General features: G+C 61.2%; 23 protein-coding genes. 18 read left to right on the top strand and 5 right to left on the bottom strand.

What is annotated here, in order from left to right:
• Window positions 1-151 precede the first annotated feature (151 nt).
• From DKB71_RS15490 to DKB71_RS15480, 3 genes are all read left to right on the top strand, one after another.
• Window positions 152-1,513 (top strand): nucleobase:cation symporter-2 family protein, encoded by a 1,362-nt coding sequence (locus DKB71_RS15490; protein WP_408600949.1) that lies wholly within the window; start codon window positions 152-154, stop codon window positions 1,511-1,513.
• Window positions 1,514-1,525: 12 nt separating this feature from the next.
• Window positions 1,526-2,914: an amidohydrolase family protein gene (locus tag DKB71_RS15485; RefSeq protein WP_408600948.1), complete on the top strand. Its 1,389-nt coding sequence runs from the start codon at window positions 1,526-1,528 to the stop codon at window positions 2,912-2,914.
• 142 nt (window positions 2,915-3,056) lie between these two features.
• Window positions 3,057-4,202: an XdhC family protein gene (locus DKB71_RS15480; protein ID WP_408600947.1), complete on the top strand. Its 1,146-nt coding sequence runs from the start codon at window positions 3,057-3,059 to the stop codon at window positions 4,200-4,202.
• 53 nt (window positions 4,203-4,255) lie between these two features.
• On the opposite strand, the gene DKB71_RS15475 is transcribed toward DKB71_RS15480, so the two are convergent.
• Window positions 4,256-5,539 carry a Zn-dependent hydrolase gene (locus DKB71_RS15475; protein ID WP_408600946.1) on the bottom strand — a complete coding sequence of 428 codons (1,284 nt, stop codon included), beginning with the start codon at window positions 5,537-5,539 and terminating at the stop codon, window positions 4,256-4,258.
• A gap of 140 nt (window positions 5,540-5,679) precedes the next feature.
• The gene (locus tag DKB71_RS15470; RefSeq protein ID WP_408600945.1) at window positions 5,680-7,164 is read right to left on the bottom strand and encodes an NCS1 family nucleobase:cation symporter-1; all 1,485 of its coding nucleotides are present in this window, start codon (window positions 7,162-7,164) and stop codon (window positions 5,680-5,682) included.
• A 541-nt stretch (window positions 7,165-7,705) separates the two neighbouring features.
• Between DKB71_RS15470 and hydA the strand changes: the two genes are divergently transcribed.
• From hydA to DKB71_RS15450, 4 genes are all read left to right on the top strand, one after another.
• Complete coding sequence (hydA, locus tag DKB71_RS15465; RefSeq protein WP_408600944.1) at window positions 7,706-9,145, top strand: dihydropyrimidinase; 1,440 nt, start codon at window positions 7,706-7,708, stop codon at window positions 9,143-9,145.
• Between the two features lie 153 nt (window positions 9,146-9,298).
• The gene (locus tag DKB71_RS15460; RefSeq protein ID WP_408600943.1) at window positions 9,299-10,666 is read left to right on the top strand and encodes an NAD(P)-dependent oxidoreductase; all 1,368 of its coding nucleotides are present in this window, start codon (window positions 9,299-9,301) and stop codon (window positions 10,664-10,666) included.
• Window positions 10,667-11,941, top strand: a complete 1,275-nt coding sequence (gene preA / locus DKB71_RS15455) for an NAD-dependent dihydropyrimidine dehydrogenase subunit PreA (RefSeq protein WP_408600942.1) — start codon at window positions 10,667-10,669, stop codon at window positions 11,939-11,941.
• A gap of 296 nt (window positions 11,942-12,237) precedes the next feature.
• Window positions 12,238-13,266, top strand: a complete 1,029-nt coding sequence (locus DKB71_RS15450) for an RHS repeat-associated core domain-containing protein (protein WP_408600941.1) — start codon at window positions 12,238-12,240, stop codon at window positions 13,264-13,266.
• A gap of 15 nt (window positions 13,267-13,281) precedes the next feature.
• Here DKB71_RS15450 and DKB71_RS15445 read toward each other — a convergent pair whose 3' ends face one another.
• The gene (locus DKB71_RS15445) at window positions 13,282-13,902 is read right to left on the bottom strand and encodes a TetR/AcrR family transcriptional regulator (RefSeq protein ID WP_046817413.1); all 621 of its coding nucleotides are present in this window, start codon (window positions 13,900-13,902) and stop codon (window positions 13,282-13,284) included.
• Window positions 13,903-14,040: 138 nt separating this feature from the next.
• Here DKB71_RS15445 and copC point away from each other — a divergent pair, with 138 nt between their 5' ends.
• From copC to DKB71_RS15400, 9 genes are all read left to right on the top strand, one after another.
• The gene (gene copC / locus DKB71_RS15440) at window positions 14,041-14,406 is read left to right on the top strand and encodes a copper homeostasis periplasmic binding protein CopC (RefSeq protein ID WP_408600940.1); all 366 of its coding nucleotides are present in this window, start codon (window positions 14,041-14,043) and stop codon (window positions 14,404-14,406) included.
• Window positions 14,407-14,409: 3 nt separating this feature from the next.
• The gene (gene copD / locus DKB71_RS15435; protein WP_408600939.1) at window positions 14,410-15,267 is read left to right on the top strand and encodes a copper homeostasis membrane protein CopD; all 858 of its coding nucleotides are present in this window, start codon (window positions 14,410-14,412) and stop codon (window positions 15,265-15,267) included.
• A gap of 238 nt (window positions 15,268-15,505) precedes the next feature.
• Window positions 15,506-16,804, top strand: a complete 1,299-nt coding sequence (locus tag DKB71_RS15430; protein ID WP_408600938.1) for an OprD family porin — start codon at window positions 15,506-15,508, stop codon at window positions 16,802-16,804.
• Window positions 16,805-17,081: 277 nt separating this feature from the next.
• Entirely contained in the window at window positions 17,082-17,906 is an 825-nt protein-coding gene (locus tag DKB71_RS15425) for an NAD(P)-dependent oxidoreductase (protein WP_323606017.1), read from the top strand.
• A 43-nt stretch (window positions 17,907-17,949) separates the two neighbouring features.
• Window positions 17,950-18,837 carry an SMP-30/gluconolactonase/LRE family protein gene (locus DKB71_RS15420; protein ID WP_408600937.1) on the top strand — a complete coding sequence of 296 codons (888 nt, stop codon included), beginning with the start codon at window positions 17,950-17,952 and terminating at the stop codon, window positions 18,835-18,837.
• Window positions 18,838-18,897: 60 nt separating this feature from the next.
• Window positions 18,898-19,869, top strand: coding sequence for a TRAP transporter substrate-binding protein (locus DKB71_RS15415; protein ID WP_408600936.1), 972 nt, complete (start codon window positions 18,898-18,900; stop codon window positions 19,867-19,869).
• Window positions 19,870-19,947: 78 nt separating this feature from the next.
• Entirely contained in the window at window positions 19,948-20,475 is a 528-nt protein-coding gene (locus tag DKB71_RS15410) for a TRAP transporter small permease (protein ID WP_408600935.1), read from the top strand.
• Window positions 20,476-21,756, top strand: coding sequence for a TRAP transporter large permease (locus tag DKB71_RS15405; protein ID WP_077183830.1), 1,281 nt, complete (start codon window positions 20,476-20,478; stop codon window positions 21,754-21,756). It abuts the gene before it with no gap.
• A gap of 102 nt (window positions 21,757-21,858) precedes the next feature.
• A complete protein-coding gene (locus tag DKB71_RS15400; protein WP_408601106.1) occupies window positions 21,859-22,725 on the top strand; it encodes an aldose 1-epimerase in 867 nt (288 codons plus the stop codon).
• Window positions 22,726-22,792: 67 nt separating this feature from the next.
• On the opposite strand, the gene DKB71_RS15395 is transcribed toward DKB71_RS15400, so the two are convergent.
• A complete protein-coding gene (locus DKB71_RS15395) occupies window positions 22,793-23,599 on the bottom strand; it encodes a sulfite exporter TauE/SafE family protein (protein WP_408601105.1) in 807 nt (268 codons plus the stop codon).
• 161 nt (window positions 23,600-23,760) lie between these two features.
• Between DKB71_RS15395 and DKB71_RS15390 the strand changes: the two genes are divergently transcribed.
• Window positions 23,761-24,624: an MBL fold metallo-hydrolase gene (locus DKB71_RS15390; RefSeq protein ID WP_408600934.1), complete on the top strand. Its 864-nt coding sequence runs from the start codon at window positions 23,761-23,763 to the stop codon at window positions 24,622-24,624.
• Window positions 24,625-24,745: 121 nt separating this feature from the next.
• Here DKB71_RS15390 and bkdR read toward each other — a convergent pair whose 3' ends face one another.
• The gene (gene bkdR / locus DKB71_RS15385) at window positions 24,746-25,234 is read right to left on the bottom strand and encodes a Bkd operon transcriptional regulator BkdR (RefSeq protein WP_008005367.1); all 489 of its coding nucleotides are present in this window, start codon (window positions 25,232-25,234) and stop codon (window positions 24,746-24,748) included.
• Between the two features lie 185 nt (window positions 25,235-25,419).
• Between bkdR and DKB71_RS15380 the strand changes: the two genes are divergently transcribed.
• On the top strand, window positions 25,420-26,655 hold the full coding sequence (locus DKB71_RS15380) for a 3-methyl-2-oxobutanoate dehydrogenase (2-methylpropanoyl-transferring) subunit alpha (protein WP_323606025.1): 1,236 nt from the start codon (window positions 25,420-25,422) through the stop codon (window positions 26,653-26,655).
• Window position 26,656 lies beyond the last annotated feature (1 nt).

Here is a 26,656-nt window from a genome sequence, read left to right as displayed (position 1 = left end):
CCAGCGAAAGCGGTGCGTCTGTTGGCAGGGATGTCGACTGATACGCCGCCTTCGCTGGCAAGCCAGCTCCTACAGGGGATGAGGCGCGTTGAACGGGCATCAGAATGAATACCCCTCTGTACCGAATAACAACAGCTAGAGGTGATTCCCCATGTCGTCAGCCAATACCCCCGCAACATCCACCGTCCATCCCGTCGACCGGATTCTGCCGGTCCGGCAAATGCTCACCCTCGGCCTGCAGCACATGGCCGTCTCGTACATCGGCGCCATCGCCGTGCCGTTGATTGTCGCCAGCGCCCTGAAAATGTCCCAGGCCGACACGGTAGTGCTGATCAGCACCACGTTGTTCTGCTCAGGCATCGCCACCCTGCTGCAAACCGTCGGCTTCTGGAAATTCGGTGTGCGCCTGCCGATCCTCCAGGGCGTGGCATTCAGCAGCGTGGGGCCGGTGATCGCCATCGGCACCAATCCGGAGGTCGGTTTCGCCGGGGTCTGCGGGGCCGTAATAGGCGCAGGGATTTTCACCATGTTGATGGCGCCATTCGTGGGTCGATTACGCCGTTTTTTTCCGCCGGTGGTTACTGGCTGCATCGTCACCGTGATCGGCCTGCAGCTGTTTCCCATCGCCTATGAGTGGGTCGGCGGTGGTCGCCATGCCAGCGACTTCGGCGCACCGGCGTACCTGGCAGTCGCCGCCGTGGTGTTGCTGAGCATCCTGCTGGTCAACCGCTACGGCAGCCCGATGCTGCGCAACATGGCGGTGCTGGTGGGCATGCTGGTGGGCGCGGCGCTGGCTTACGGGCTGGGCATGGGCAGTTTTCACAGCGTGCAGGAGTCGCCGTGGCTCACCGTGCCCTACCCGTTCTACTTCGGCCTGCCGACCTTCAGCCTGATCCCCATCGCCACCATGGTGGTGGTGATGATCGTACAGATGGTCGAGTCCATGGGGCTGTTCGTGGCCATCGGTGACATCGTCGAAAAACCGGTCGAAGACAAGCAGGTGATCAACGGCCTGCGCGCCAACGGCCTGGCGAGCACCATCGCCGGCATGTTCGCGGCGTTTCCGTTCATTGCCTTCATGGAAAACGTCGGGCTGGTGATCCTCACCGGCGTGCGCAGTCGCTGGGTCGTCGCGGTCAGCGGCTTGCTGATGTGCTCGGTGGCGCTGGTGCCCAAGGCCGGGGCGATCATCGCCTCGATGCCGACTGCGGCTCTCGGCGGCGCCGGGGTCGCCATGTTCGGTGTGGTTGCCGCGGCAGGGATCCAGACCCTGGCCAAGGTCGACTACGAGCGCAATCGCTACAACGTGCTGATCGTCGGCTTCACCCTCGCCGCCGCCCTGGTGCCGGTGCTGGCGCCGGCCCTGTTCAAGCAATTGCCCGAGTGGTCGCAGCCGTTCCTGCACAGCAGCGTGGTGATCGCCTGCCTGGTGTCAGTGCTGCTCAACGCCACCCTCAACGGCGTCAGCGTGCCTGATGCTTCCGCCAGCAAATCCGCCACCCACAGCCTCTGACCGGAGCCGACCATGACTCAACTGCAAAACATCCTGATCAAGAACCCGGCGGCAGTGATGACCGGCCTGCGTGGCCCACGGGCCAGGGCCGGCGCCGTGGACATCCGCATCGTCAACGGCCGTATCGCCGAAATGGCCGCAGGCCTTGAAGCGCAACCCGGTGAGCGGGTGATCGACGCGCGCCATTCTGTGGTGTATCCGGGCTGGATCAACACCCACCATCACCTGTTCCAGAACCTGCTCAAGGCCGTGCCAGAAGGCTTGAACCAGGACCTGCAAGGCTGGCTGGCCAGCGTGCCCTACCCGCGCCTCAACCGCTTCACCCCGCAACTGGCGCGGATCGCCGCGCAGCTGGGCATGGCTGAATTGCTGCTGTCGGGCGTGACCACCTGCGCCGATCACCATTACCTCTACCATGCCAACGGCACCACCGAGACCGGTGACCTGCTGTTCGACATGGCCGAAGCATTCGGCCTGCGTTTCGTCCTGTGCCGGGGCGGCGCGCTGGAGTCGGCCAGCGCGCATCCGGGGTTCTCGAAAACCGCGTTGCAGCCGGAAACCCTCGACCAGATGGTCGGTGACATCGAACGGCTCAAGTCGCGCTATCACCAGGACACCCCGGACGCCCTGCGCCGGGTGGTGGTCGCACCGACCACGCCGACTTTTTCGCTGCCACCGACGCTGCTGCGGGAACTGGCCCACACCGCCCGTGGCCTCGGCTTGCGCCTGCACACGCACCTGTCGGAAACGCAGAACTATGTGAATTTCTGCCGCGAGAAATACAACTGCCTGCCGGTGGAATTCGTCGCCGAACACGAATGGCTCGGCCCGGACGTGTGGTTCGCCCACGCGGTGCACCTGCAACCCGGTGAAATCCGCATGCTCGCACAAACCGGCACCGGCATTTCCCACTGCCCGGTGAGCAATGCGCGCCTGGGCAGCGGCGTGGCGCCAGTGCCGCAGATGTTCGAGGCCGGGGTGCCAATTTCCCTTGGCGTGGATGGCGTGGCGTCCAACGAGTCCGGGAGCATGGTCGGCGAAGCCAACACTGCGTGGCTGATTCACCGGGCGGAGCAAGGCGCCTCGGCGACCACCGCCGAAGATGTCATCCACTGGGGCACGGCCGGCGGCGCGCAGGTGCTGGGGCTGGGGGCGGTCGGCACGCTTGAGATCGGTCAGGCGGCGGACCTGGTGATCTACGGTCTCGACCATCCGCGCTTCTTCGGTTTTCACGACATCGCCGTGGCGCCGGTGGTGGCCGGTGAACCGATTGCGGTGAAGTACAGCCTGGTCGGCGGCCGGGTGGTGGTGGATGACGGCGTGATCCCGGGGCTGGATGTGCAGCGGATGCGGGCCGAGGCGTGGGAGGGAGTGCGGCAGTTGATGAAGGTAGACGACTGACCCCTCTGCAACCCCACATCCCCTGTAGGAGCTGGCTTGCCAGCGAAAGCGGTGTATCAGTTAGCAGAGATGTTGCCTGACACACCGCTATCGCTGGCAAGCCAGCTCCACAAGGATCTCCGTCATTTTCGGGAGCGATTACATGTCCGGCCTCAACGAACTCTTGCAAGCCATCGACACGGCCGCCCAGGCCGGCGAAGAAACCATCCTCGCCACCGTGGTCAAGGTCGAAGGCTCTGCCTACCGCCGTCCCGGTGCGCGGATGCTCATTCCCTTGCACGGTCGCACCGTCGGCACCGTCAGCGGTGGTTGCCTGGAGCAGGACCTGGCAAAAAAAGCCTGGTGGCTGACCGACTCCGGCGAACCGCTGGTGCGCCGCTACAGCACCGGCGCCACCGAGGACGAAGACGATGAGCAAAGCGCCCTGACCTTTGGCCTGGGTTGCAACGGCACGGTATTCGTCATGCTCGAGCGCCTGCGCGCAAAATCCCCTGCACCGACCATCGAACTGCTGCGCCGTGTGCGCGACCGTCAACAATCGGCCGCCATGGCCACGGTGATCGGCACCTCTCGTTATGCCAGTGTCCGGGTCGGTGACCGCTTGCTGTCCGACACCGAGGGAAGCCTGCGCAACCTGCAACTGACCCATGGGATTCGTCGTGACCTGCACAAGACAATGGCGCAGAAAAAGTCCTCGACACGGCTCTACAGCGACGCCCGTGGTGAGGTCGAGGTGTTTTTCGAGTACATCGCCCCGCCGCCGCGCCTGGTGATTTTCGGCGCCGGTCACGACGCACAGCCGCTGGTGCGCATGGCCAAACTATTGGACTGGCACGTTAGCGTCGTCGACAGCCGCAGCCACTTCGCCCGCGCCGAACGTTTCCCGCAAGCCGACGCCGTCGTCTTCGCCAGCCTCGACAACCCGTTCGACCTGTCCCCGCTGATCGATGGCGCCTTTGTGGCGGTGATGACCCACAGCTACCGCCAGGACCGGCACTGGCTTGGGCTGGCCCTGCAAGCCTCGCCCGCCTACCTCGGCCAACTCGGCCCCAGGGAGCGCACCGAACGCCTGCTGGCCGAAATCGGCCTGGGCACCTCAGCGCTGCACTACCCGATGGGTCTCGACCTGGGTGGCGATGCGCCGCAGAGCGTGGCGCTGGCGATACTCGCCGAGATGACGGCGGTGATGAACCAGCGCCAGGGCGGGATGCTCAGGCATCGGAGCAAACCGATTCATCAGGTGGATCTGGTGGTCAGTGAAAAGCTTGAGCAGGCGGCAAGCGTTTGATGATCAGGAAATCGCAGCCTGCAGCTGCTGCCGCAGGCTCGATCCTTTGCGTTTCAAGCAGCCTTCGCCCCCTTGGCCACCGCTGCCGAAGCCGCCAGCATCGCCCGCAACAGAACCGCACACCCCGCCGCCAGGTCATCCGGGGCGGCATTTTCGATTTCGTTGTGGCTGATGCCGCCTTCGCACGGCACGAAGATCATCCCGGCCGGTCCCAGCTCGGCCAGGAAGATCGCGTCGTGCCCTGCGCCGCTGACGATATCCATGTGCGAAAGGCCCAGCCCTTGCGCCGCACCGCGTACCGCCTCAACGCAGCCCTTGTCGAAATACAGCGGCGGGAAGTCGGCGGTGGGGGTCAGTTCATAGGTCAGGCCGTGTTCTTCGCAGGTGGTTGCTATGACTTCGCGCACTTCGGCGATCATCGAGTCCAGCCGCGCCGGTTCGAGGTGGCGGAAGTCCAGGGTCATGCGCACTTCGCCGGGAATGACGTTGCGCGAGCCGGGATAGGCTTGCAGGCAACCGACGGTGCCGCAAGCGTGGGGCTGGTGACCGAGGGCAGCGCGATTGACCGCACCGACGATCACCGCGGCGCCGACCAGGGCGTCCTTGCGCAGGTGCATGGGCGTCGGGCCTGCGTGGGCTTCGACGCCGCGCAGTTTCAGGTCGAACCATTTCTGGCCGAGGGCGCCCATGACGACGCCGATGGTCTTGCGTTCGTCTTCAAGGATCGGCCCTTGCTCGATGTGCGCTTCGAAATAGGCGCCCACGGCGTGGCCACTGACTTGGCGGGTGCCCGCGTAGCCAATGGCGTTGAGCGCTTCGCCCACCGTCACGCCCTCGGCGTCGACCTTGGCCAGGGTTTCTTCCAGGGTGAATTTTTCCGCGAACACGCCGGAACCCATCATGCACGGGGCAAAACGCGAGCCCTCTTCGTTGGTCCAGACCACCACTTCCAGCGGCGCTTCGGTCTCGATGCCCAGGTCATTGAGGGTACGCAGCACTTCGACGCCGGCCAGCACGCCGAAGCAGCCATCGAACTTGCCGCCGGTGGGCTGGGTGTCGATGTGGCTGCCGGTCATCACCGGTGGCAGGTCCGGATTGCGTCCGGGACGGCGGGCGAAAATATTGCCGACGGCGTCGATGCTGACAGTGCAGCCGGCCTCCTCACACCACTTGACGAAAGTGTCCCGGGCCTGGCGATCGAGGTCGGTCAGGGCCAGGCGACACACACCGCCCTTGACCGTGGCGCCGAGCTTGGCCAGTTCCATGAGCGACTGCCACAGACGGTCGCGGTTGATGTGCTGATGGGTGGACTGCAGAACGTCTACGGCCGCGTTCATGGGGATCTCCTCAGGCTGTTCTTATGGATTTCTTCAGGCAATTCTGCGGTGCGTTTGAGGCCGCCTTCGCTGGCAAGCCAGCTCCTACAAGGGATCGCGATCACCTGTAGGAGCTGGCTTGCCAGCGAAGAGGCCCTCCCTTACACCGCAGATTTCACGACAGATGGACTGGGCCGCATCACGCACAACCCGTAATAAATCAACCCGCCAAGGGCCGAGCCGGTGAACCAGCCATAGCTGTAGAACCAGCTGAACACATCGCTGCCCAGGGACAGTAGCGTCAACACCACCGGCACGCCGAACGCGAGAAAACCGTTCCAGTTCCACGCCGGGTACACGTCGTCGCGGTAGAGGCCGGCCAGGTCCAGCTGCTGTTTCTTGATCAGGAAATAGTCCACCACCATGATCCCGGCAATCGGCCCCAGCAGGCTGGAATAGCCGAGCAACCAGTTGGAATACACCGTTTCCAGGCTGACATCGGAAACAATCAGGCCAAGCTTTTTCAGCAGTTCATGGGCCATCAATGCCAACCCTACGAACCCCGTGAGCATCACCGCTTTGGTCCGGTTGATCGCCTTGGGGGCGATGTTCTGGAAGTCGTTGGTGGGTGAAACGATATTGGCCGCGGTGTTGGTCGACAGCGTCGCGATGATGATCAGCGCCATGGCCAGCGCCACCCAGACCGGGCTCTGGATATGGCCGATCAGCGTCACCGGGTCGGACACCGTCACACCCACCAGCTTCACCGAGGCAGCGGTCATCACCACGCCCAGGGAGGCAAACAGGAACATGGTCAGTGGCAGGCCGATGATCTGCCCGACGATCTGGTCTTTCTGGCTTTTCGCGTAGCGGCTGAAGTCGGGGATGTTCAGCGACAGCGTGGCCCAGAACCCGACCATCGCGGTCAGCCCGGCCGCGAAATAGCTGGCCACACCCGCGCCTTCTGGACGCTTGGGCGCGATTGCCAGCAGCTCGGTCATCGACACATTGGGCATGGCCCACACCAGCAACCCGACCCCCACCAGCACCAACAGCGGTGCCGAGAGGGTTTCCAGCCATTTGATCGACTCGGCGCCGCGAATCACCACCCACAGGTTCAGTGCCCAGAACACCATGAAGCCGATGACTTCGCCTGTGCCGCCCAGGGACTTCCAGCCCTCGAACACCGAGCCCAGGAACAGGTGGATCGCCAGGCCACCGAACATCGTCTGGATGCCGAACCAGCCACAGGCCACCAGGGCGCGGATCAGGCATGGGATGTTAGACCCTAAGATACCGAAGGACGAGCGCAGCAACACCGGAAACGGAATGCCGTACTTGGTGCCGGGAAAGGCGTTGAGCGTCAGCGGGATCAACACAATGATGTTGGCAAACAGGATGGCCAGCAGCGCTTCACCGACGCTCAGGCCGAAATACGCCGTCAGCACCCCACCCAGCGTATAGGTCGGCACGCAAATCGCCATGCCGACCCATAACGCCGTGATGTGCCATTTGTTCCAGGTGCGTTCGCGCACCTTAGTCGGTGCAATGTCGTGGTTGTAACGGGGACTGTCGAGGACATCGCTGCCGGCTTCCAGCTCGTACAAGCCGTCGCGCTCGGTCACTTGCGATCTGATCTGTTGCATGGCCGCTCCACTGTTCTTTGAGTTATTTTTTGCTCATCGAGGGCTGGCGGCATCAATAAACGTGCCGGGTGCCCCGCTTGCGCATCGGGCAGTTCCATAAACACTCTGCAACTCACTGATGTTTATCAGTTTTATTGGGTCACCTCGGTTACTCGGCACGCCTCTCAGGCCAAATGCCCGCCAAGTTGTCCGAACAGTCAGGACTCAAACTGGTGCATCGATATTTTTTTCAAAGTCGCGCATCAACCATAGACCATCCTCAAACGGCTGATTTCACATAAGAAATCTTGACCATATTTGGATCCTGTCAAGTGCGTCAAAATGGTGAGAGGCCGCACCATTTTGCTGTTTTATGTTTTTATTTGTTATTTATCAAACAGTTAAAACAGTAATAAGCTTATAAAAAATAATCTTGCTCATTCCTATAACTAAGACTAGCTTTTATTCCTGACAGCGTTGACAGGATTAAGCCGGTTGCCGCTCACGTCTATAAAACATCTAGAACCGGCATCAGCCGGTCATTGCCTGCGAGGAACTCGGAATGTCTCTGTTGATCCGTGGCGCTACCGTTGTTACCCATGATGAAAGTTATCGCGCCGATGTGTATTGCGCAGACGGCGTGATCAAGGCCATCGGCGAAGACCTCGTAGTTCCCGCAGGTGCCGAGATACTCGACGGCAGCGGCCAGTACCTGATGCCTGGCGGCATCGACCCGCACACCCACATGCAACTGCCCTTCATGGGCACCGTGGCCAGCGAAGACTTTTTCAGCGGCACGGCGGCGGGTCTTGCCGGCGGCACCACGTCGATCATCGATTTCGTGATTCCCAATCCGCAGCAGTCATTGATGGAGGCCTTCCATCAGTGGCGCGGCTGGGCCGAGAAGTCGGCGTCCGACTACGGCTTTCACGTCGCCATCACCTGGTGGAGCGAGCAGGTTCGCGAAGAAATGGAGGAGCTGGTGATTCATCACGGGGTCAACAGCTTCAAGCATTTCATGGCCTACAAGAACGCCATCATGGCGGCCGACGACACCCTGGTGGCGAGTTTCGAGCGCTGCCTGGAACTGGGCGCGGTGCCGACCGTGCATGCGGAAAACGGTGAGCTGGTGTATCACTTGCAACGCAAGCTCATGGCCCAGGGCATGACCGGGCCGGAAGCGCATCCGTTGTCGCGCCCTTCGCAGGTGGAAGGCGAAGCGGCGAGCCGGGCCATCCGCATTGCCGAAACCCTCGGCACGCCGTTGTATCTGGTCCACGTCTCGACCAAGGAAGCCCTCGACGAAATCACCTATGCCCGCGCCAAGGGCCAACCGGTCTACGGCGAAGTGCTGGCCGGCCACCTGCTGCTGGACGACAGCGTCTATCAGCACCCGGACTGGCAGACCGCCGCAGGGTACGTGATGAGCCCACCGTTCCGTCCACGCGGCCATCAGGAGGCCCTGTGGCACGGTTTGCAGGCGGGTAACCTGCACACCACCGCCACCGATCACTGCTGCTTCTGCGCCGAGCAGAAGGCCGCCGGCAAGGACGACTTCAGCAAGATCCCCAACGGCACCGCCGGCATCGAAGACCGCATGGCGGTGCTGTGGGACGAAGGCGTGAACACCGGGCGTTTTTCGATGCAGCAATTCGTCGCGCTGACCTCCACCAACACCGCGAAGATCTTCAACCTCTATCCGCGCAAAGGCGCAATCCGCGTCGGCTCCGATGCCGACCTGGTGCTGTGGGACCCGCAAGGTTCGCGCACGATTTCCGCCAAGACCCATCACCAGCAGGTCGACTTCAATATTTTCGAAGGCAAGACCGTGCGCGGTGTACCCAGCCACACCATCAGCCAGGGGCGTGTGGTCTGGGCCGATGGCGATTTGCGGGCCGAGCGCGGCGCCGGGCGGTACATCGAACGGCCGGCGTATCCGGCGGTGTTCGATTTGCTGAGCAAGCGGGCTGAGTTGAATCAGCCCGTTGCGGTGAAACGCTGAGAGCGGCCTGCGGCCTTTCGCGAGCAAGCTCGCTCCTACAGTTTGAAATGCATTCCCCTGTAGGAGCTGGCTTGCCAGCGAAGAGGCCGGCCCAGTCAACACAAAAACAATGCCCGACAGAGGCAGCACCTCAATTACCGTGAGGCCAACACCGTGATCAAGACCCTGACCCACCTCCCGCATCCCCATGAGAACGCGGCCGACCTCGCCGGCCATTTCACCGACCTGGCGCCGCCACTCAATGATCGCCAGGCGCATCTGGAAGCCTCGCGCTGCTTGTATTGCTACGACGCGCCCTGCGTGAATGCCTGCCCGAGCGAAATCGATATTCCCTCGTTCATCCGCAACATTCACCAGGACAACGTCCAGGGGGCGGCGCAGAAAATTCTTTCCGCCAACATCCTCGGTGGCAGTTGCGCCCGGGTCTGTCCGACCGAGATCCTTTGCCAGCAGGCCTGTGTGCGCAACAACGCCCATGAATGCGCGCCGGTGCTGATCGGCCTGCTGCAACGTTACGCCGTGGACAACGCGCACTTCAGCGAGCACCCGTTCGCCCGCAGTGCCGCCACCGGCAAGCGCATCGCCGTGGTCGGTGCCGGCCCCGCCGGGTTGTCCTGTGCTCACCGCAGCGCCATGCACGGCCATGACGTGGTGATTTTCGAGGCCCGGGAAAAGGCCGGCGGCCTGAATGAATACGGGATCGCCAAATACAAACTGGTGGACGATTACGCACAGAAGGAACTGGATTTCCTCCTGGAAATCGGCGGCATCGAAATCCGCCACGGGTACAAACTCGGGGATAACCTCAACCTCAGCGACCTGCATCAACAATTCGACGCCGTGTTCCTCGGCATTGGCCTGGCGGCCAGCAAACAGCTGGGCCTTCCGCATGAAGACGCGCCCGGCCTGGTGGCGGCCACCGACTATATCCGCGAACTGCGCCAGGCCGATGACTTGAGCCAGCTGCCGCTGGCCGACCACTGCATCGTGCTCGGTGCCGGCAACACGGCTATCGACATGGCGGTGCAGATGGCCCGGCTCGGCGCCCGCGACGTCAACCTGGTCTACCGCCGTGGCGCCGAGGACATGGGAGCGACTCACCATGAACAGGACATCGCCAAGGCCAATCAGGTACGCCTGCTGACCTGGGCCCAACCGGAAGAAGTCCTGCTCGACGACCAGGGCCAGGTGCGCGGCATGCGCTTCGCTCGCACACACCTGGTTGAAGGTCGCCTGCAAACCACCGGCGAAACCTTTGAACTGGCCGCGGATGCCATCTTCAAAGCCATCGGCCAAAGCTTCGATTCCAGCGCCCTCGCCGATCCTTTAGCCCGAGAACTCAAGCGTCAGGGCGATCGCATAGAGGTGGACGAACACCTGCGCACCAGCATCCCCGGTGTGTATGCCGGCGGCGACTGTACCAGCCTCGACCAGGACCTCACCGTGCAGGCAGTACAGCACGGCAAACGCGCCGCCGAGGCGATCAACGCGCAACTGATGCTCAACGTGGAGGCTGCATAAATGGCCGATCTGTCGATTGTCTTCGCCGGCATCAAGTCACCCAACCCATTCTGGCTGGCCTCCGCGCCGCCGACCGACAAGGCCTACAACGTGGTCCGCGCCTTCGAGGCCGGCTGGGGCGGCGTGGTCTGGAAAACCCTCGGGGAAGACCCGGCGGCGGTCAACGTGTCATCGCGCTATTCGGCGCACTTCGGGGCTAACAGAGAGGTCCTCGGTTTCAACAACATCGAACTGATCACCGATCGCTCGCTGGAGATCAACCTGCGGGAAATCACCCAGGTCAAGAAGGACTGGCCGGACCGCGCGCTGATCGTGTCACTGATGGTGCCCTGCGTCGAAGAGTCCTGGAAACACATACTGCCGCTGGTGGAAGCCACCGGTGCCGACGGCATCGAACTCAACTTCGGTTGCCCCCACGGTATGCCGGAGCGCGGCATGGGCGCGGCGGTCGGCCAGGTGCCGGAATACGTCGAGCAGGTCACCCGCTGGTGCAAGACGTATTGCTCGCTGCCGGTGATCGTCAAGCTGACGCCGAACATCACCGACATCCGTGTGGCGGCGCGCGCGGCGCACCGTGGCGGCGCGGATGCGGTGTCGTTGATCAATACGATCAACTCCATCACCAGCGTCAACCTGGAGCGCATGGTCGCCAATCCCATCGTCGGCAGCCAGAGCACCCATGGCGGCTATTGCGGCTCGGCGGTCAAGCCGATCGCCTTGAACATGGTCGCCGAAATCGCCCGCGACCCGCAGACCCGTGGCCTGCCAATCAGCGGCATTGGCGGCATCGGCAACTGGCGCGACGCCGCCGAGTTCATGGCCCTGGGCAGCGGTTCGGTGCAGGTGTGCACGGCGGCGATGCTGCACGGCTTTCGCATTGTCGAGGAAATGAAGGACGGCCTGTCACGCTGGATGGACAGTCAGGGCTACGCCAGCATCGCCGAGTTTTCCGGGCGTGCGGTGGGCAATACCACCGACTGGAAGTACCTGGATATCAACTATCAGGTGATCGCGAAAATCGACCAGGAGGCGTGCATTGGTTGTGGGCGCTGTCATATCGCTTGTGAGGACACTTCGCACCAGGCGGTGGCCAGCCTGAAAAAGGCCGACGGTACCCACGCGTATGAAGTGATCGATGAGGAATGCGTGGGTTGCAACCTGTGCCAGATCACCTGCCCGGTCGAGAACTGCATCGAGATGGTGCCGGTGGACACTGGCAGGCCGTTTCTGGACTGGAATCATGACCCGAGAAATCCCTATCACGTCAGTCCTTGAAATCTGCGGCGTCTGAACCGACGCCATCGCGAGCAAGCTCGCTCCCACAGTGGATTTGTGTCGTACATCAATCCTGAGTACACCAATGATCCCTGTGGGAGCGAGCTTGCTCGCGATAAAGCCGGTACAGCCACCACAAACCTCAAGCCTTCAATCCAATCTTCTGCGACTACACCCAGCGCTGATACCCCTGATCATCGCCGACACACCTCACTGACTATCAGTTCTGCTAGTAGACGTCCCCCGAATTACCTACGAAACTGACACGCATTCATTTCGCCAGCGAGGACTGCGCCATGTCAACCCCGTCAATGAAGATATTGCGCCGTTATATATACGACCCATTGGATCGACTTATTGGTGTGGGGCTTTTGCAGACCGACAGCACCCAGCGTTTCTATCAAGAAGACCACCTGACTACCGAGCTGGGGCAGCAGATAGAACGCACAGTTCTGCGCCATCAAGCCCAACCATTGGCGCAGAGTCAAATTGAAGCCGGTGTGTCCGAAACCATGCTGCTGGCAACCGACCAGGCGCATTCGCTGCTGAAAACGGTCTCAAGCGCTAGTCCGCGGCAATTTGCCTATACCGCTTACGGTCATCATCCGGCTGAAAGTGGATTAAGTCGTTGGCTCGGGTTTAACGGAGAAAGTCCTGACGAGATTACGGGCAACTATCCACTTGGACACGGCAACCGTTTTTATAGTCCTGTGTTGATGCGCTTTACGACCCCGGATGAGTTTAGCCCTTTTGATGAAGGGGGGATTAATCCCTATGCTTATTGCGGTAACGATCCAGTTAATAATTTCGACCCATCCGGAGAAGCTCCTATTTGGCGACCCTGGTTGTCATCAGTTATTGTCAAAAACCCGCTAAAACAAATCAGACCAACAACCGCAACCATTAGCAAACAATCATCAATCAACTTGGGAAATCATCCAATAAGTAAACCCTCGCCGCGACATCCTAGTTTACCATTGGTTGATGATGTTACTTTGCTTGAGCCAAATTTCAAGCCTACACAAAGTTCTGGGAATAAAAAGTTAGAACCCACTCAACAGGCCTTAGACAATAGAAAGCGTGTTAGAGACGCAATACACTATGATAAGATAATAAAAGAAACCCCAGACTTCAACACAGTTGCAACGACAAGAATGGTAGATCGCTTGAACTACTACGATCAAGAAGTAAAGAACTTTTTCACGTCAGGTAGACCTCGCCATGAGTTCAGTAAACTAAATTCTATCCTCCGAAATGTTGAAGCTGAAATCAAGCAATACAGCGTCAAACAGCACATGAAACGTATACGCAATCTTAAACGATAACGCCGTACATACCGCCTACGGCTCCAACCCAATCCCCCGCAAAATCACACTGGTCACCGTCTGCACCGCCCGTTCAAACTGCATGTCCGACAGCGGCTGGTGATCATTGAGAATATTCACCTGATGATCAAAGTCGGCGTAGTGCTGGGTCGAGGCCCAGATCATGTACAGCAGGCTTGAAGGCTCCACCGGCAGGATGCGGCCGTCGTCGACCCACTGGCGGATCTTCGCTTCCTTCATCTTGGCCCAGTCGTACAAGCTCGCGTCGAGCTTCTCGCCAAGGGTCGGTGCGCCGTGGATGATTTCGTTGGCCCAGACTTTCGAGCCGTAGGGGCGGCTGCGCGAGTGGTTCATCTTGGCGCGGATATAGCTGCTGAGCACCACGCGCGGGTCGTCGAACATCTCGAAGCACAGCGCATCCTGCTTCCACACTTCCAGCAGGTCGAACAGCACGGCGCTGTACAGTTCGGTCTTGGTGCTGAAGTAGTAATGCAGATTGGAACGCGGCAGTTGCACTTCGGCGGCGATATCGGCCATGGCGGTGCTGCCAAAGCCTTTTTCGGCGAAGACCTTCTCGGCCCCCAGCAGAATTTTCTCGACGTTACTGCGACGGATCTCGATCTTGTGATTGCCCATGAGGGCTCCCTGACAACAACATTGAACAAGACTAGCACCGCTCTACGGCGCGGCGACAGAGGACAACCAAACTTCGTATAACCGCTCTGGCGCGGCTAGACTGACCACCACTTGAAACGTGCCGCCGAGGGACTCGACATGCGCTTGAAGAACACCCTGACCACCACCGCTCTGCTCGGCGCGCTCCTGTGCGCCTCATCCGTATGGGCTCACGCCCACCTGCAAAGCCAGGCACCTGCTGCCGACAGCACCGTGAAGCCTCCCGCGGAACTGAGCCTGGTGTTTTCCGAAGGCGTCGAGGCTGATTTCTGCAAGGTCACGATCAGCCGCGACGGTGACGAGATACTGGTCAAAAGCCTGGTCACCCAGGGTCCTGATAAAAAGACCTTGATTGTCACGCCGGCGGTCCCCTTCACCGCTGGAGACTACAAGGTCGAGTGGCATGTGGTGTCGGTCGATACCCACAAAAGCGAAGGCGCCTACGCGTTCAAGGTGGGCCAGTAATACATGGCGGATGCGATGGTGCTGTGCCGCTTCGTGCATTTTTGCGTGGTGCTGATGTTGTTCGGGGCGTGGGTGTTCCGGCCGCTGCTGTTGGTTCGCCTCACAACGCTGGATCAGCCACTGTTGCGCCTCAGTCAGTGGCTGGCGGCCGTGGCGCTGGCCAGCGGTGTCGGCTGGTTACTGCTGGTCACCGCGAGCATGGCGGGCACCTGGGCGGCGGCGTTCGAACCGGCGATTTTGCTGCGGGTGCTTGGCCGTACTTTTTTCGGTGAGGTCTGGGGCTGGCACCTGCTGCTCAACGCTCTGCTGGTGATCCTGCTGCGGACGCCATGGCGCTCCAGCCTCCCCTTGCAGCTGACCCTGAGTAGCCTGTTGCTGGCGACCCTGGCCCCGGTCGGCCACGGTGCCATGTTCGATGGCCTGGCAGGCCGGTTGCTGATCCTCAACCAACTGGTGCACCTGGCGAGCGTGGGCGCCTGCCTCGGTGGCTTGATGTTGCTGGTGATGATCCTGCGCCAGCCTGGAGGGCATTGCATCAAAGGGCTGTTACAGCGCTTCAGTGGCGTGGGCTACGTCTTGGTGGCCGGATTGCTGATCAGCGGATTGATCAACGTCCGGGTGCTCACCGGCGCATTCTGGCCTACGCCCTTACTCTCAGGTTTTGCCTTGATTCTCTTGATCAAGGTGTCACTGGTCTGCGCGATGCTGGGGCTGGCGATGTTCAACCGGCTACGGATCAACAACTGCGAGCAACGCCTGACGACGTTGCGCAACAGCGTGCTGCTGGAGTGGTTGCTGGGGCTTGGCGCGGTAGCTGCCGTCTCTTTGCTGGGCACCCTGGCACCCATGATTTCCGGCTGACAAACCCTGTCCCCTGTGGGAGCCAGCCTGCTGGCGATGGCGGAGTATCAGCCTGCATCAATGTTGAATGTGAGATGGCTATCGCCAGCAGGCTGGCTCCCACATTTTTTAACCATGCCTTTAAGTCATCGTATAACTTCCGATTGACAACCCCTGAAAATCCCGCAAATATCTGCGCCAATGTTGTACGACGACGTATGACAAAAATAAAAACAAAAAGCAGCAAGGGAGCGTCACAGTGAGCAAGCTCGTCCTCGATTCGTCCGCCCGTACCCCACGCCCGTCCTTTACCCGTTTGCAGACACTGAGCCTGATCGGTTGCAGCAGCCTGACCCTCGCCCTGCCCATCGCCTGCCAGGCCGAAGGCTTCACCGATGACGCCAAAGCCACGCTGAATCTGCGCAACGCCTACATCAATCGCAACTACACCAACCCGGCCTACCCCCAGGGCAAGGCGGAAGAGTGGACGCAGAACTTCATCCTCGATGCCAAGTCCGGCTACACCCAGGGCCCGGTCGGCTTCGGTGTCGATGTGCTGGGCCTGTACTCGCAGAAGCTCGACGGCGGCAAAGGCACCGGGGGTACGCAGTTGCTGCCGATCCACGGTGACGGCCGTCCGGCCGACAACTTCGGGCGCCTGGGCGTGGCGCTCAAAGGCAAGATCTCGAAAACCGAACTGAAGGTCGGCGAATGGATGCCGGTGCTGCCGATCCTGCGTTCCGACGACGGTCGCTCGCTGCCGCAAACCTTCCGCGGCGGCCAGGTGACCTCCACCGAGATCAGCGGCCTGACGCTCTACGGAGGGCAGTTCCGCCAGAACAGCCCGCGCAACGATGCGAGCATGGAAGACATGTTCATGAACGGCAAATCGGCCGCCTTCACCTCGGACCGATTCAACTTCGGCGGCGGCGAATACGCCTTCAACGACAAACGCACCCAGGTCGGCGTCTGGTATGCCGAACTCAGCGATATCTATCAGCAGCAGTATTTCAACCTCAGCCACAGCCAGCCCATCGGCGACTGGACCCTGGGCGCCAACCTCGGCTACTTCATCGGCAAGGAAGACGGCAGCGCCCTGGCCGGCGACCTCGACAACAAGACCGCGTTTGCCCTGCTCTCGGCCAAGTACGGCGGCAACACCTTCTACGTCGGCCTGCAAAAACTCAGCGGCGACGACGTGTGGATGCGGGTCAACGGCACCAGTGGCGGGACCCTGGCCAACGACAGCTACAACTCCAGCTATGACAACGCCAAAGAGAAGTCCTGGCAGGTGCGTCACGACTACAACTTCGTCGCCCTTGGCATTCCCGGCCTGACCCTGATGAACCGCTACATCAGCGGCGACAACGTGCACACCGGCACCATCACCGACGGCAAGGAATGGGGCCGTGAATCGGAACTGGCCTACACCGTGCAGAGCGGTGCACTGAAAAACCTCAACGTGAAATGGCGCAACGCGAGTATCCGCAAGGATTTCAGCACCAACGAATTTGATGAGAACCGGATTTTTATCAGCTATCCGATTTCGTTGTTGTAATTCCCGAAGATCGACCTCGTACCTGTAGGAGCCGGCTTGCCGGCGAAGGCGATCTCGCGGACGCCTTCGCTGGCAAGCCAGCTCCTACAGGTCCGAGTGCGATCACGGATCAATCACAGGGATCGAAAATTTTCTCGGAGAATTGATCGCGACAACCCTCCGTCAAATTCCACCAAAGTCGCGTTGACAAAAACCGGAAAGCCTAACGATACTTCCACTTAGTCGTACGACAACCTACAACGACCCAATAATAACAACTGCTTGTCCAGGAATTCCCATGACAACCACTGCAACCGCCCAAACGCCCTTCAATCGCCTGCTGCTGACCGGTGCCGCCGGTGGCCTGGGCAAAGTCCTGCGCGAGAGCCTGCGCCCGTACGCCAATGTCATTCGCCTGTCGGACATCGCCGACATCGCCCCTGCCATTGATGATCGCGAAGAAGTCGTGCCCTGCGACCTCGCCGACAAAAACGCCGTGGATCAACTGGTCGAAGGCGTGGACGCGATCCTGCATTTTGGCGGCGTGTCGGTGGAGCGCTCGTTCGAAGAAATCCTTGGGGCCAATATCTGCGGCGTGTTCCACATCTACGAAGCGGCCCGCCGCCACGGCGTCAAGCGCGTGATCTTCGCCAGTTCCAACCACGTGATCGGCTTCTACAAGCAGGACGAAGTCATCGACGCCCACTCCCCTCGCCGCCCCGACAGCTACTACGGTTTGTCCAAGTCCTACGGCGAAGACATGGCCACCTTCTACTTCGATCGCTACGGCATCGAGACGGTCAGCGTGCGCATCGGCTCTTCGTTCCCCGAACCGCAGAACCGCCGGATGATGAGCACCTGGCTGAGCTTCGGCGACCTCACCCAGTTGCTCGAACGCGCGCTCTACACCCCGAATGTCGGCCACACCGTGGTCTATGGCGCGTCCGACAACAAGGACGTTTGGTGGGACAACCGTTACGCCAGCGCTCTGGGTTACAAGCCCAAGGACACCTCCGAAGTGTTCCGTGAAAAAGTCGAAGCCCAGCCGCTGCCGGCCGCTGATGACCCTGCGCGGATCTACCAGGGCGGTGCCTTTTGCGCGGCCGGCCCGTTCGGCGACTGATCGTCCTGATCCCCACCTCCATCAATCAAGCGAATGAGTTGCCATGAAAGCCGAATTGATTGTCGATGCGCGCAACACGGTAGGTGAAAGCCCGGTCTGGGTGCCTGAGGAAAACGCCCTGTACTGGGTCGATATTCCCGCCGGCGGCCTGCAGCGCTGGAGCGCGCTGACCGGTCATGTGCACGCCTGGAAAACTCCGCAAATGCTCGCCTGCATCGCCCGCCATCCCGACGGTGGCTGGGTCGCAGGCATGGAGAGCGGGTTCTTCCATCTGCATGCGCATGACGACGGCAGCCTCGACAACGAACCCCTCGCCCAGGTCGATCACGCCCGCCCGGACATGCGCCTCAACGACGGCCGCTGTGACCGCCAGGGCCGCTTCTGGGCCGGCAGCATGGTGCTGGACATGGGCGCCAATGCCGCCATGGGCACGCTCTATCGCTACAGCGCCGGCGAGCAAGGACCGCTGCCGGCGCAATTGAACGGCCTGATCGTGCCCAACGGCCTGGCCTTCAGCCCGGACGGCCGGACCATGTACCTGTCCGACTCCCATCCGCTGGTGCAGCAGATTTGGGCCTTCGATTACGACATCGACAGCGCCACCCCTACCAACCGCCGCCTGTTCGTCGACATGAACCAGCACGCCGGTCGCCCTGATGGCGCGGCGGTCGATGCCGAAGGTTGCTACTGGATCTGCGGCAACGATGCCGGGCTGATTCACCGCTTCACCCCCGACGGTCGACTGGACCGCTCCCTGGCCGTCCCGGTGAAAAAACCGAGCATGTGCGCCTTCGGTGGCACTCGCCTGGACACCTTGTTCGTGACCTCGATCCGCCCGGGAGACGACCAGGATGAACAGTCCCTGGCCGGGGGCGTGTTCGCCCTCGATCCCGGCGTCAAGGGTCTGCCGGAGCCGCACTTCAAGCAATAAACGCAAACGTTTCACCGCTGTGCCTTGAATAAAAAAAACAACAAGACTGGAGACACCCCCATGGACTTCAAACGCACCTTGCTCGCCGCAGCACTCCCCCTGGCCTTCACCCTCAGCAGCGCCGCCCAGGCGCTGGAAATCAAATTTGCCGATATCCACCCGGCGGGCTACCCGACCGTGGTCGCCGAAGAACAGCTGGGCAAGACCCTGGTGGCCGACAGCGACGGCAAGCTGACCTTCAAGATGTTCGCCGGTGGTGTACTCGGCTCGGAAAAGGAAGTGGTCGAACAGGCCCAGGTCGGCGCCATCCAGATGGCCCGGGTCAGCCTCGGCATCGTCGGCCCGGTGGTACCGGACGTTAACGTGTTCAACATGCCGTTCGTGTTCCGTGACCAGGCGCACATGCGCAAGGTCATCGATGGCGAAGTGGGCGACGAGATCCTCGCCAAAATCACCGATTCCGAATTCGGTCTGGTGGCCCTGGCCTGGATGGATGGCGGCACGCGCAACATCTACACCAAGAAACCGGTGCGCAGCCTGGAAGACCTCAAGGGCATGAAGATCCGCGTGCAAGGCAACCCGATGTTCATCGAAACCATCAACGCCATGGGCGGCAACGGCATCGCCATGGACACCGGCGAAATCTTCAGCGCCCTGCAGACTGGCGTGATTGACGGCGCGGAGAACAACCCGCCGACCCTGCTCGAACACAATCACTACCAGAACGCCAAGTTCTACAGCCTGACCGGCCACCTGATCCTGCCCGAGCCGATCGTGATGTCGAAGATCACCTGGAACAAACTCACCCCCGAGCAGCAGGTCCTGGTGAAGAAGACCGCCAAGGCGGCGCAGGCGCAGGAGCGCACCCTGTGGGATGCCAAGTCGGCCAGCAGCGAAGAAAAACTCAAGGCAGCCGGCGTCGAGTTCATCACCGTCGACAAGAAACCTTTCTATGAGGCGACCGCCTCGATTCGCGAGAAATACGGCGCACCTTACGTCGACCTGATCAAGCGCATCGAAGCCGTCCAGTAACCCTCCCTGCACTCAAGAAAGGCCCGGCGCCACTGACATGGGTATCTGTCAGTGCGCGCCCGGTTACGGTGGAACCCGATGAAGAATCTGCTGCTACGTTTCAATGACAAGCTCTACATGACCTGTATCTGGGTCGCCGGGCTCTCCGTACTGGCCATTGCGCTGATCATTCCCTGGGGCGTGTTTGCCCGTTATGTGCTCGGCACCGGCTCCAGTTGGCCCGAGCCTACTGCAATCCTGCTGATGATGGTCTTCACCTTCATCGGCGCAGCGGCCAGCTATCGTTCCGGCTCGCACATGGCGGTGGTGATGCTCACTGATCGCATGCGGCCCAACATGCGCAAGGCCATGAGTGTGTTTGCACAATTACTGATGGCGACCATCAGCCTGTTCATGGCGATCTGGGGCACCAAGCTGTGCTTGTCGACCTGGAACCAGTTCATGAGCGCCCTGCCGACCCTGCGAGTGGGCATCACCTACATGCCGATTCCCGTGGGCGGCGTGCTGACGCTGATTTTTGTTCTGGAAAAACTCTTGCTCGGCGATCAGAGCAACCGTCGGGTCGTGCGTTTCGACCTCGTTGAAGAAAACGAAGGGGCTGCCTGAATGGACGCTTTTATTCTGTTGGGCAGTTTTATCGCGTTGATCCTGATCGGCATGCCGGTCGCCTACGCACTGGGGCTCTCGGCGCTGATCGGCGCGTTCTGGATCGACATTCCGTTCCAGGCGCTGATGATCCAGGTCGCCGGTGGCGTGAACAAGTTTTCCCTGCTGGCGATTCCGTTCTTCGTGCTGGCCGGTGCGATCATGGCCGAGGGCGGAATGTCCCGCCGCCTGGTGGCGTTTGCCGGGGTGCTGGTCGGGTTCGTGCGCGGTGGCCTGTCGCTGGTCAATATCATGGCTTCGACTTTTTTTGGCGCGATCTCCGGCTCCTCGGTGGCCGACACCGCCTCGGTCGGTTCGGTGCTGATCCCGGAAATGGAGCGCCGCGGCTATCCCCGTGAGTTCGCCACCGCCGTGACCGTCAGCGGTTCGGTGCAGGCCCTGCTGACCCCGCCGAGCCACAACTCGGTGCTCTACTCGCTGGCCGCTGGCGGTACGGTGTCGATTGCCTCGTTGTTCATGGCCGGCGTGGTACCGGGCCTGTTGATGAGCGCGTGCCTGATGGTGCTGTGCCTGATCTTCGCCAAGAAGCGTGACTACCCCAAGGGTGAGGTCATCCCGATGCGCGAAGCGCTGAAGATCTGCGGCGAAGCGTTGTGGGGCCTGATGGCGATGGTCATCATCCTCGGCGGCATTCTCTCGGGGATTTTCACCGCGACCGAGTCCGCGGCCATTGCCGTGCTCTGGTCGTTTTTCGTGACCATGTTCATCTACCGCGACTACAAATGGAGCGAGCTGCCGAAACTGATGCACCGCACGGTGCGCACCATCTCGATCGTGATGATCCTGATCGGCTTCGCCGCCAGCTTCGGCTACATCATGACCCTGATGCAGATCCCGGCGAAGATCACCACGATGTTCCTGACCCTGTCGGACAACCGTTACGTGATCCTGATGTGCATCAACGTCATGCTGCTGTTGCTCGGCACCGTGATGGACATGGCGCCGCTGATCCTGATCCTCACGCCGATCCTGATGCCGGTGATTCTCGGCATTGGCGTGGACCCGGTGCAGTTCGGCATGATCATGCTGGTGAACCTGGGGATTGGTTTGATAACACCGCCGGTGGGCGCGGTGCTCTTTGTGGGGTCGGCCGTGGGTAAAGTCAGCATCGAATCTACCGTCAAGGCCCTGCTGCCGTTCTACGGCGTGCTGTTCCTGGTGCTGCTGGCCGTGACCTACATTCCTGCGCTGTCGCTGTGGTTGCCGCATCTGGTGTTGTAACGCTTTTACTGTAGGAGCCGGCTTGCCGGCGAAGGCGTACTCAAGGACGCCTTCGCCGGCAAGCCGGCCTACTACATGCATCTCTTTTCATTGCTGGTGAACATGAAACCCACACTGCTCGAACTCGAAGACTCCTTCACCCGCCTCACCCTCGACCCCGAACTCGGCGGCAGCATCGTCAACTGGACCGTACGCAGCACCGGCCAGCCCTTGTTGCGCCACGCCGATGAGCAGGCCTTGAACACCGGTCTTCCCGGCAAACTGGGCTGCTTCCCTTTGGTGCCGTGGTCCAACCGCATCGCCGAAGGCGGCTTCGATTGCCCGGACGGCTGGCTGGCCCTGACGCCCAACAGCCCCGATCCGTTACCGATTCACGGCAGCGCCTGGCAGCAACGCTGGCAGGTGGTTTCCACAACCGCTGACGAAGTGGTGCTGCAACTCGATAGCACCGAGCCCTTTGCCTATTGCGCCCGTCAACGATTCCATCTGGGCGAAGGTCAGCTGAGCATCGAATTGAGCGTCACCCATCTGGCCGAACACCCTGCCTGGCATGGCCTGGGACTGCACCCGTATCTGCCGCGCACTGCTAACACGCGATTGCAGGCCACCGCCCGACAGGTCTGGTTGTGCGATGAGAGAAAACTGCCGACGCAACTGAGTGCGTTACCTGCCGAATGGGATTTCCAGCAGCCCAGGGCCCTGCCCCACACACTGGTCGACAATGGTTTCTGCCAATGGGATGGCCACTGCCTGATCCAGCAACCCGACCTCGGTTACGAGCTGGACTGTCAGGCCAGTGGTAGCGATTACTATTTGCTCTATTGCCCGCCAGGCCTGGCGTTTTTCTGCATCGAACCGGTCAGCCACCCGGTCAACGCCCATCACTTGCCCGGTCGGCCGGGGTTGCGATTGCTGGAGCAGGGGCAATCCACTGAACTGGCCTTCACGCTGCAGTACCGCCCCTTGTAGGAGCCCGGCTTGCCGGCGAAGGCGTCCTGAAGTGCGCCTTCGCCGGCAAGTCGGCTCCTACAATATTTCAGAGGCCCGCCCGGAACAGCATGTAGGCTGAAACCACCAGGCAGATGCTCGCAAACCCCACCTGCAACGCCCGCGCCGGCACGCGCGCGCAAAGCCTGCGGCCGACGATCATGCCGACGATGCTGGAAACGATGAAGGCCACGCCCAGGCCGTCGATGCGCACCCCGGCATGCAATGCGCCGATCACGCCGATGGCCGAGATCAGGCTGATGACCATCAGGGACGTGGCGATGATGCCGCGCATCTGCACGTCGGTCAGCTGCTTGAACGCCGGCACGATCAGAAAGCCGCCGCCCACGCCCAGCAAACCCGAGACCACACCGGTCACCGCACCCAGGGCCGCAAGGGTCGCGGTGCATTTGGCGGTCCAGGAGAAGCGCCCGGTCTGCTGGTCGAGCATGCAGTTCTTCTGGCCCCAGTTGGCATGGCCGTGGTCGCTCGGGCCTTCACCCTTGCGCTCGCGGCGCAACATCCGCGCGGCCACCATCACCATCAGCAGGCTGAACAGGATCATCAGGATTTTTTCCGGCAGCTGATGGGCGAAATAGATGCCCAACGGGGAAAAGATCGCCCCCAGCAGGGCAATCAGCAGCGCCGCGCGATAGCGCACCAAGCCATGGCGCAAGCCATCGATGGCACCGACCGCCGCCGCGCTGCCCACCGCAAACAACGCGACTGGCGCGGCCGCGGTCATGCTCCAACCCAGCCCCAGCACCAGCGCCGGCACCGCCAGAATGCCGCCCCCTGCCCCGGTCAAACCGAGCACCAGGCCCATGACCACCCCAAAAAAACTCGCCAGCAACATATAACGCTCGTAATCCATGACAGAGGCCGGGAACGCCCGGTATCGATAGAGTGACAGGATAGAGTCCGTCCGGATTTTTCGTTAGCAGAATTGTCGCAGGGCTGGTCAGCGCAGGGAAAATGAAACTACCCTCATGACTTACCCTTGAAGAAACAATCCACATGCCTGCCCTGATTGAAGCCTTTTTCGACGATGCCTCGTCCACCTACAGCTACGTGATCTACGAAGATGACGGCGGGCAGTGTGCGATCGTCGACCCGGTGCTCGACTACACCCCGGCAGCCGGACGCACCGGCACCCAACAGGCCGACCGGATCATCGCTTTCGTGCGCAAGCACCGCCTGCAGGTGCAATGGCTGCTGGAAACCCACGCCCACGCCGATCACCTGTCCGCCGCGCCCTACCTGCGGCGGGAACTGGGGGGCAAGATCGCCATAGGCAAGTCGATCTGCAAGGTACAGGGCGTGTTCAAGACCCTGTTCAACCTTGAGCCGGAGTTTTGCATCGACGGTTCACAATTCGATCACCTGTTCGCCCCGGACGAGTCATTTTGCATCGGCAACCTCAAGGCCACCGCCCTGCATGTGCCGGGCCATACCCCGGCGGACATGGCCTACCTGATCGGCAACGACCTGATCCTGGTCGGCGATACCCTGTTCATGCCGGACGTCGGCACCGCCCGCTGTGACTTTCCCGGCGGCGACGCCCACCAGATGTTCGCCTCGATCCACAAGCTGCTGGCCTTCCCCGCCAGCGTGCGCCTCTACGTCTGCCACGACTACCCGCCCGAGGGCCGTGAACCGCACTGCATGACCACCGTGGGCGAGCAACGCAAAAACAATATCCACGTGCGCGACGGCATCGACGAAGCCGCGTTCGTCGACATGCGCACCCGCCGCGATGCGGGGTTGGGCATGCCGACGCTGCTGCTGCCGGCGATCCAGGTGAATGTGCGGGCGGGGAATCTGCCGCCGGCGGAAGACAATGGCGTGACTTACCTGAAGATTCCCCTGAATAAATTCTGACCTGTGGGAGCGAGCTTGCTCGCGAAAAACCTGAGAACACCGCGGGGTGTCAGGCTCCCCACGTCATCGTTGACCTCCATCGCGAGCAATCGAGCGTCGACCGGCTGCTCCTACAGGAGCTTCAATTATTCAAGGTCAAGCCATTGGCAGGCAACGGCAGCGCCGTCTTGTACCGCACCTGCTTGAGCGCAAAGCTCGACCGGATGTTCGCCACCCCCGGCACCTTGGTCAGGAAGTCCATCATGAAGCGCTCCAGCGACTGAATGGTCGGCACCAGCACCCGGATCAAGTAATCCGGATCGCCAGCCATCAGGTAACACTCCATCACTTCCGGGCGATCGGAGATGGCCTCTTCGAAATGCTGCAACGCCTCCTCCACCTGTTTTTCCAGGCTGACATGGATGAACACATTGACGTGCAGCCCTAGCAAGTCGGCATCCAGCAGGGTCACCTGCTCACGAATCAGCCCCAGTTCCTCCATCGCCTTGACCCGGTTGAAACACGGCGTCGGCGACAGGTTGACCGAGCGTGCCAGGTCGGCGTTGGTGATGCGTGCGTTCTCCTGAAGGCTGTTGAGAATGCCGATATCGGTACGGTCCAGTTTGCGCATGAGACAAAAACACCTGTTTTTTATGTTTATGCAGATTTTTTATCTGCAAATGATCTTGAGCGCAATGAAACAGAGAGAAATATTCTTCTTGGCCGGGCCTATGATTGTTGTAGGACAGGATTTCTTCCACAGAACGAAATCTGTCAGCTCACTACAAGAAATTCACAAGATCGAGCGTAGAAGCCATGACCCAAGCGTACGAACCGCTTCGCCTGCACGTTCCCGAACCCTCGGGCCGTCCCGGCTGTAAAACCGACTTCTCCTACCTGCACCTGACCGACGCCGGCACGGTGCGCAAACCCCCTGTTGACGTTGAACCAGCTGACACGGCTGACCTGGCCCGTGGCCTGATTCGCGTGCTCGACGACCAGGGCAACGCCTTGGGGCCGTGGGCCGACGGCGTGCCGGTGGAGATCCTGCGTAAGGGCATGCGCGCCATGCTCAAGACACGCATCTACGACAACCGCATGGTGGTCGCCCAGCGTCAGAAAAAAATGTCGTTCTACATGCAGAGCCTCGGCGAAGAAGCCATCGGCAGCGCCCAGGCCCTGGCCCTGAACATCGACGACATGTGCTTCCCGACCTACCGCCAGCAAAGCATCCTCATGGCCCGCGAAGTGCCGCTGGTGGACCTGATCTGCCAACTGCTGTCCAACGAGCGCGATCCGCTCAAAGGCCGTCAGTTGCCGATCATGTACTCGGTGAAAGAGGCCGGCTTCTTTACCATTTCCGGCAACCTCGCCACCCAGTTCGTCCAGGCTGTGGGCTGGGGCATGGCCTCGGCGATCAAGGGCGACACCAAGATCGCCTCGGCCTGGATCGGCGACGGCGCCACCGCCGAGTCGGACTTCCACACCGCCCTGACCTTCGCCCACGTGTACCGCGCGCCGGTGATCCTCAACGTGGTCAACAACCAGTGGGCGATCTCCACCTTCCAGGCCATCGCCGGTGGTGAAGCCACCACGTTCGCCGGTCGTGGCGTCGGTTGCGGCATCGCCTCGCTGCGAGTCGATGGCAACGATTTCTACGCGGTCTACGCCGCTTCCGCCTGGGCCGCCGAACGTGCGCGCCGCAACCTCGGCCCGACCATGATCGAATGGGTCACCTACCGCGCCGGCCCGCACTCCACTTCGGACGATCCGTCGAAATACCGTCCTGCCGACGACTGGAGCCACTTCCCGTTGGGCGACCCGATCGCGCGCCTCAAGCAGCACCTGATCAAGGTCGGCCAGTGGTCCGAAGAGGAACACGCCGCCGTCAGCGCCGAACTGGAAGCCGAAGTGATCGCCGCACAGAAAGAAGCCGAGAAATTCGGCACCCTCGCCGGCGGCCAGATTCCAAGCGCCGCGACCATGTTCGAGGACGTCTATAAAGAGATGCCGGAGCACTTGAAGCGCCAGCGTCAAGAGTTGGGGATCTGAC

Origin of the sequence: Pseudomonas sp. PLMAX, from assembly GCF_046042685.1 — a bacterium.
GTDB lineage: Bacteria > Pseudomonadota > Gammaproteobacteria > Pseudomonadales > Pseudomonadaceae > Aquipseudomonas > Aquipseudomonas putida_AE.
This window is presented reverse-complemented; position numbering and strand designations above follow the sequence as displayed.

What these genes read in the sequence shown, in the direction of transcription:
- DKB71_RS15395 (WP_408601105.1), bottom strand. Translation starts at nt 23,599, where the DNA reads ATGTTGCTGGCGAGTTTTTTTGGGGTGGTCATGGGCCTGGTGCTCGGT.
- DKB71_RS15425 (WP_323606017.1), top strand. Translation starts at nt 17,082, where the DNA reads ATGACAACCACTGCAACCGCCCAAACGCCCTTCAATCGCCTGCTGCTG.
- DKB71_RS15480 (WP_408600947.1), top strand. Translation starts at nt 3,057, where the DNA reads ATGTCCGGCCTCAACGAACTCTTGCAAGCCATCGACACGGCCGCCCAG.
- DKB71_RS15485 (WP_408600948.1), top strand. Translation starts at nt 1,526, where the DNA reads ATGACTCAACTGCAAAACATCCTGATCAAGAACCCGGCGGCAGTGATG.
- DKB71_RS15420 (WP_408600937.1), top strand. Translation starts at nt 17,950, where the DNA reads ATGAAAGCCGAATTGATTGTCGATGCGCGCAACACGGTAGGTGAAAGC.
- DKB71_RS15405 (WP_077183830.1), top strand. Translation starts at nt 20,476, where the DNA reads ATGGACGCTTTTATTCTGTTGGGCAGTTTTATCGCGTTGATCCTGATC.
- preA (WP_408600942.1), top strand. Translation starts at nt 10,667, where the DNA reads ATGGCCGATCTGTCGATTGTCTTCGCCGGCATCAAGTCACCCAACCCA.
- copC (WP_408600940.1), top strand. Translation starts at nt 14,041, where the DNA reads ATGCGCTTGAAGAACACCCTGACCACCACCGCTCTGCTCGGCGCGCTC.
- DKB71_RS15470 (WP_408600945.1), bottom strand. Translation starts at nt 7,164, where the DNA reads ATGCAACAGATCAGATCGCAAGTGACCGAGCGCGACGGCTTGTACGAG.
- DKB71_RS15475 (WP_408600946.1), bottom strand. Translation starts at nt 5,539, where the DNA reads ATGAACGCGGCCGTAGACGTTCTGCAGTCCACCCATCAGCACATCAAC.
- DKB71_RS15390 (WP_408600934.1), top strand. Translation starts at nt 23,761, where the DNA reads ATGCCTGCCCTGATTGAAGCCTTTTTCGACGATGCCTCGTCCACCTAC.
- DKB71_RS15450 (WP_408600941.1), top strand. Translation starts at nt 12,238, where the DNA reads ATGTCAACCCCGTCAATGAAGATATTGCGCCGTTATATATACGACCCA.
- copD (WP_408600939.1), top strand. Translation starts at nt 14,410, where the DNA reads ATGGCGGATGCGATGGTGCTGTGCCGCTTCGTGCATTTTTGCGTGGTG.
- DKB71_RS15490 (WP_408600949.1), top strand. Translation starts at nt 152, where the DNA reads ATGTCGTCAGCCAATACCCCCGCAACATCCACCGTCCATCCCGTCGAC.
- DKB71_RS15400 (WP_408601106.1), top strand. Translation starts at nt 21,859, where the DNA reads ATGAAACCCACACTGCTCGAACTCGAAGACTCCTTCACCCGCCTCACC.
- DKB71_RS15380 (WP_323606025.1), top strand. Translation starts at nt 25,420, where the DNA reads ATGACCCAAGCGTACGAACCGCTTCGCCTGCACGTTCCCGAACCCTCG.
- bkdR (WP_008005367.1), bottom strand. Translation starts at nt 25,234, where the DNA reads ATGCGCAAACTGGACCGTACCGATATCGGCATTCTCAACAGCCTTCAG.
- hydA (WP_408600944.1), top strand. Translation starts at nt 7,706, where the DNA reads ATGTCTCTGTTGATCCGTGGCGCTACCGTTGTTACCCATGATGAAAGT.
- DKB71_RS15415 (WP_408600936.1), top strand. Translation starts at nt 18,898, where the DNA reads ATGGACTTCAAACGCACCTTGCTCGCCGCAGCACTCCCCCTGGCCTTC.
- DKB71_RS15445 (WP_046817413.1), bottom strand. Translation starts at nt 13,902, where the DNA reads ATGGGCAATCACAAGATCGAGATCCGTCGCAGTAACGTCGAGAAAATT.
- DKB71_RS15410 (WP_408600935.1), top strand. Translation starts at nt 19,948, where the DNA reads ATGAAGAATCTGCTGCTACGTTTCAATGACAAGCTCTACATGACCTGT.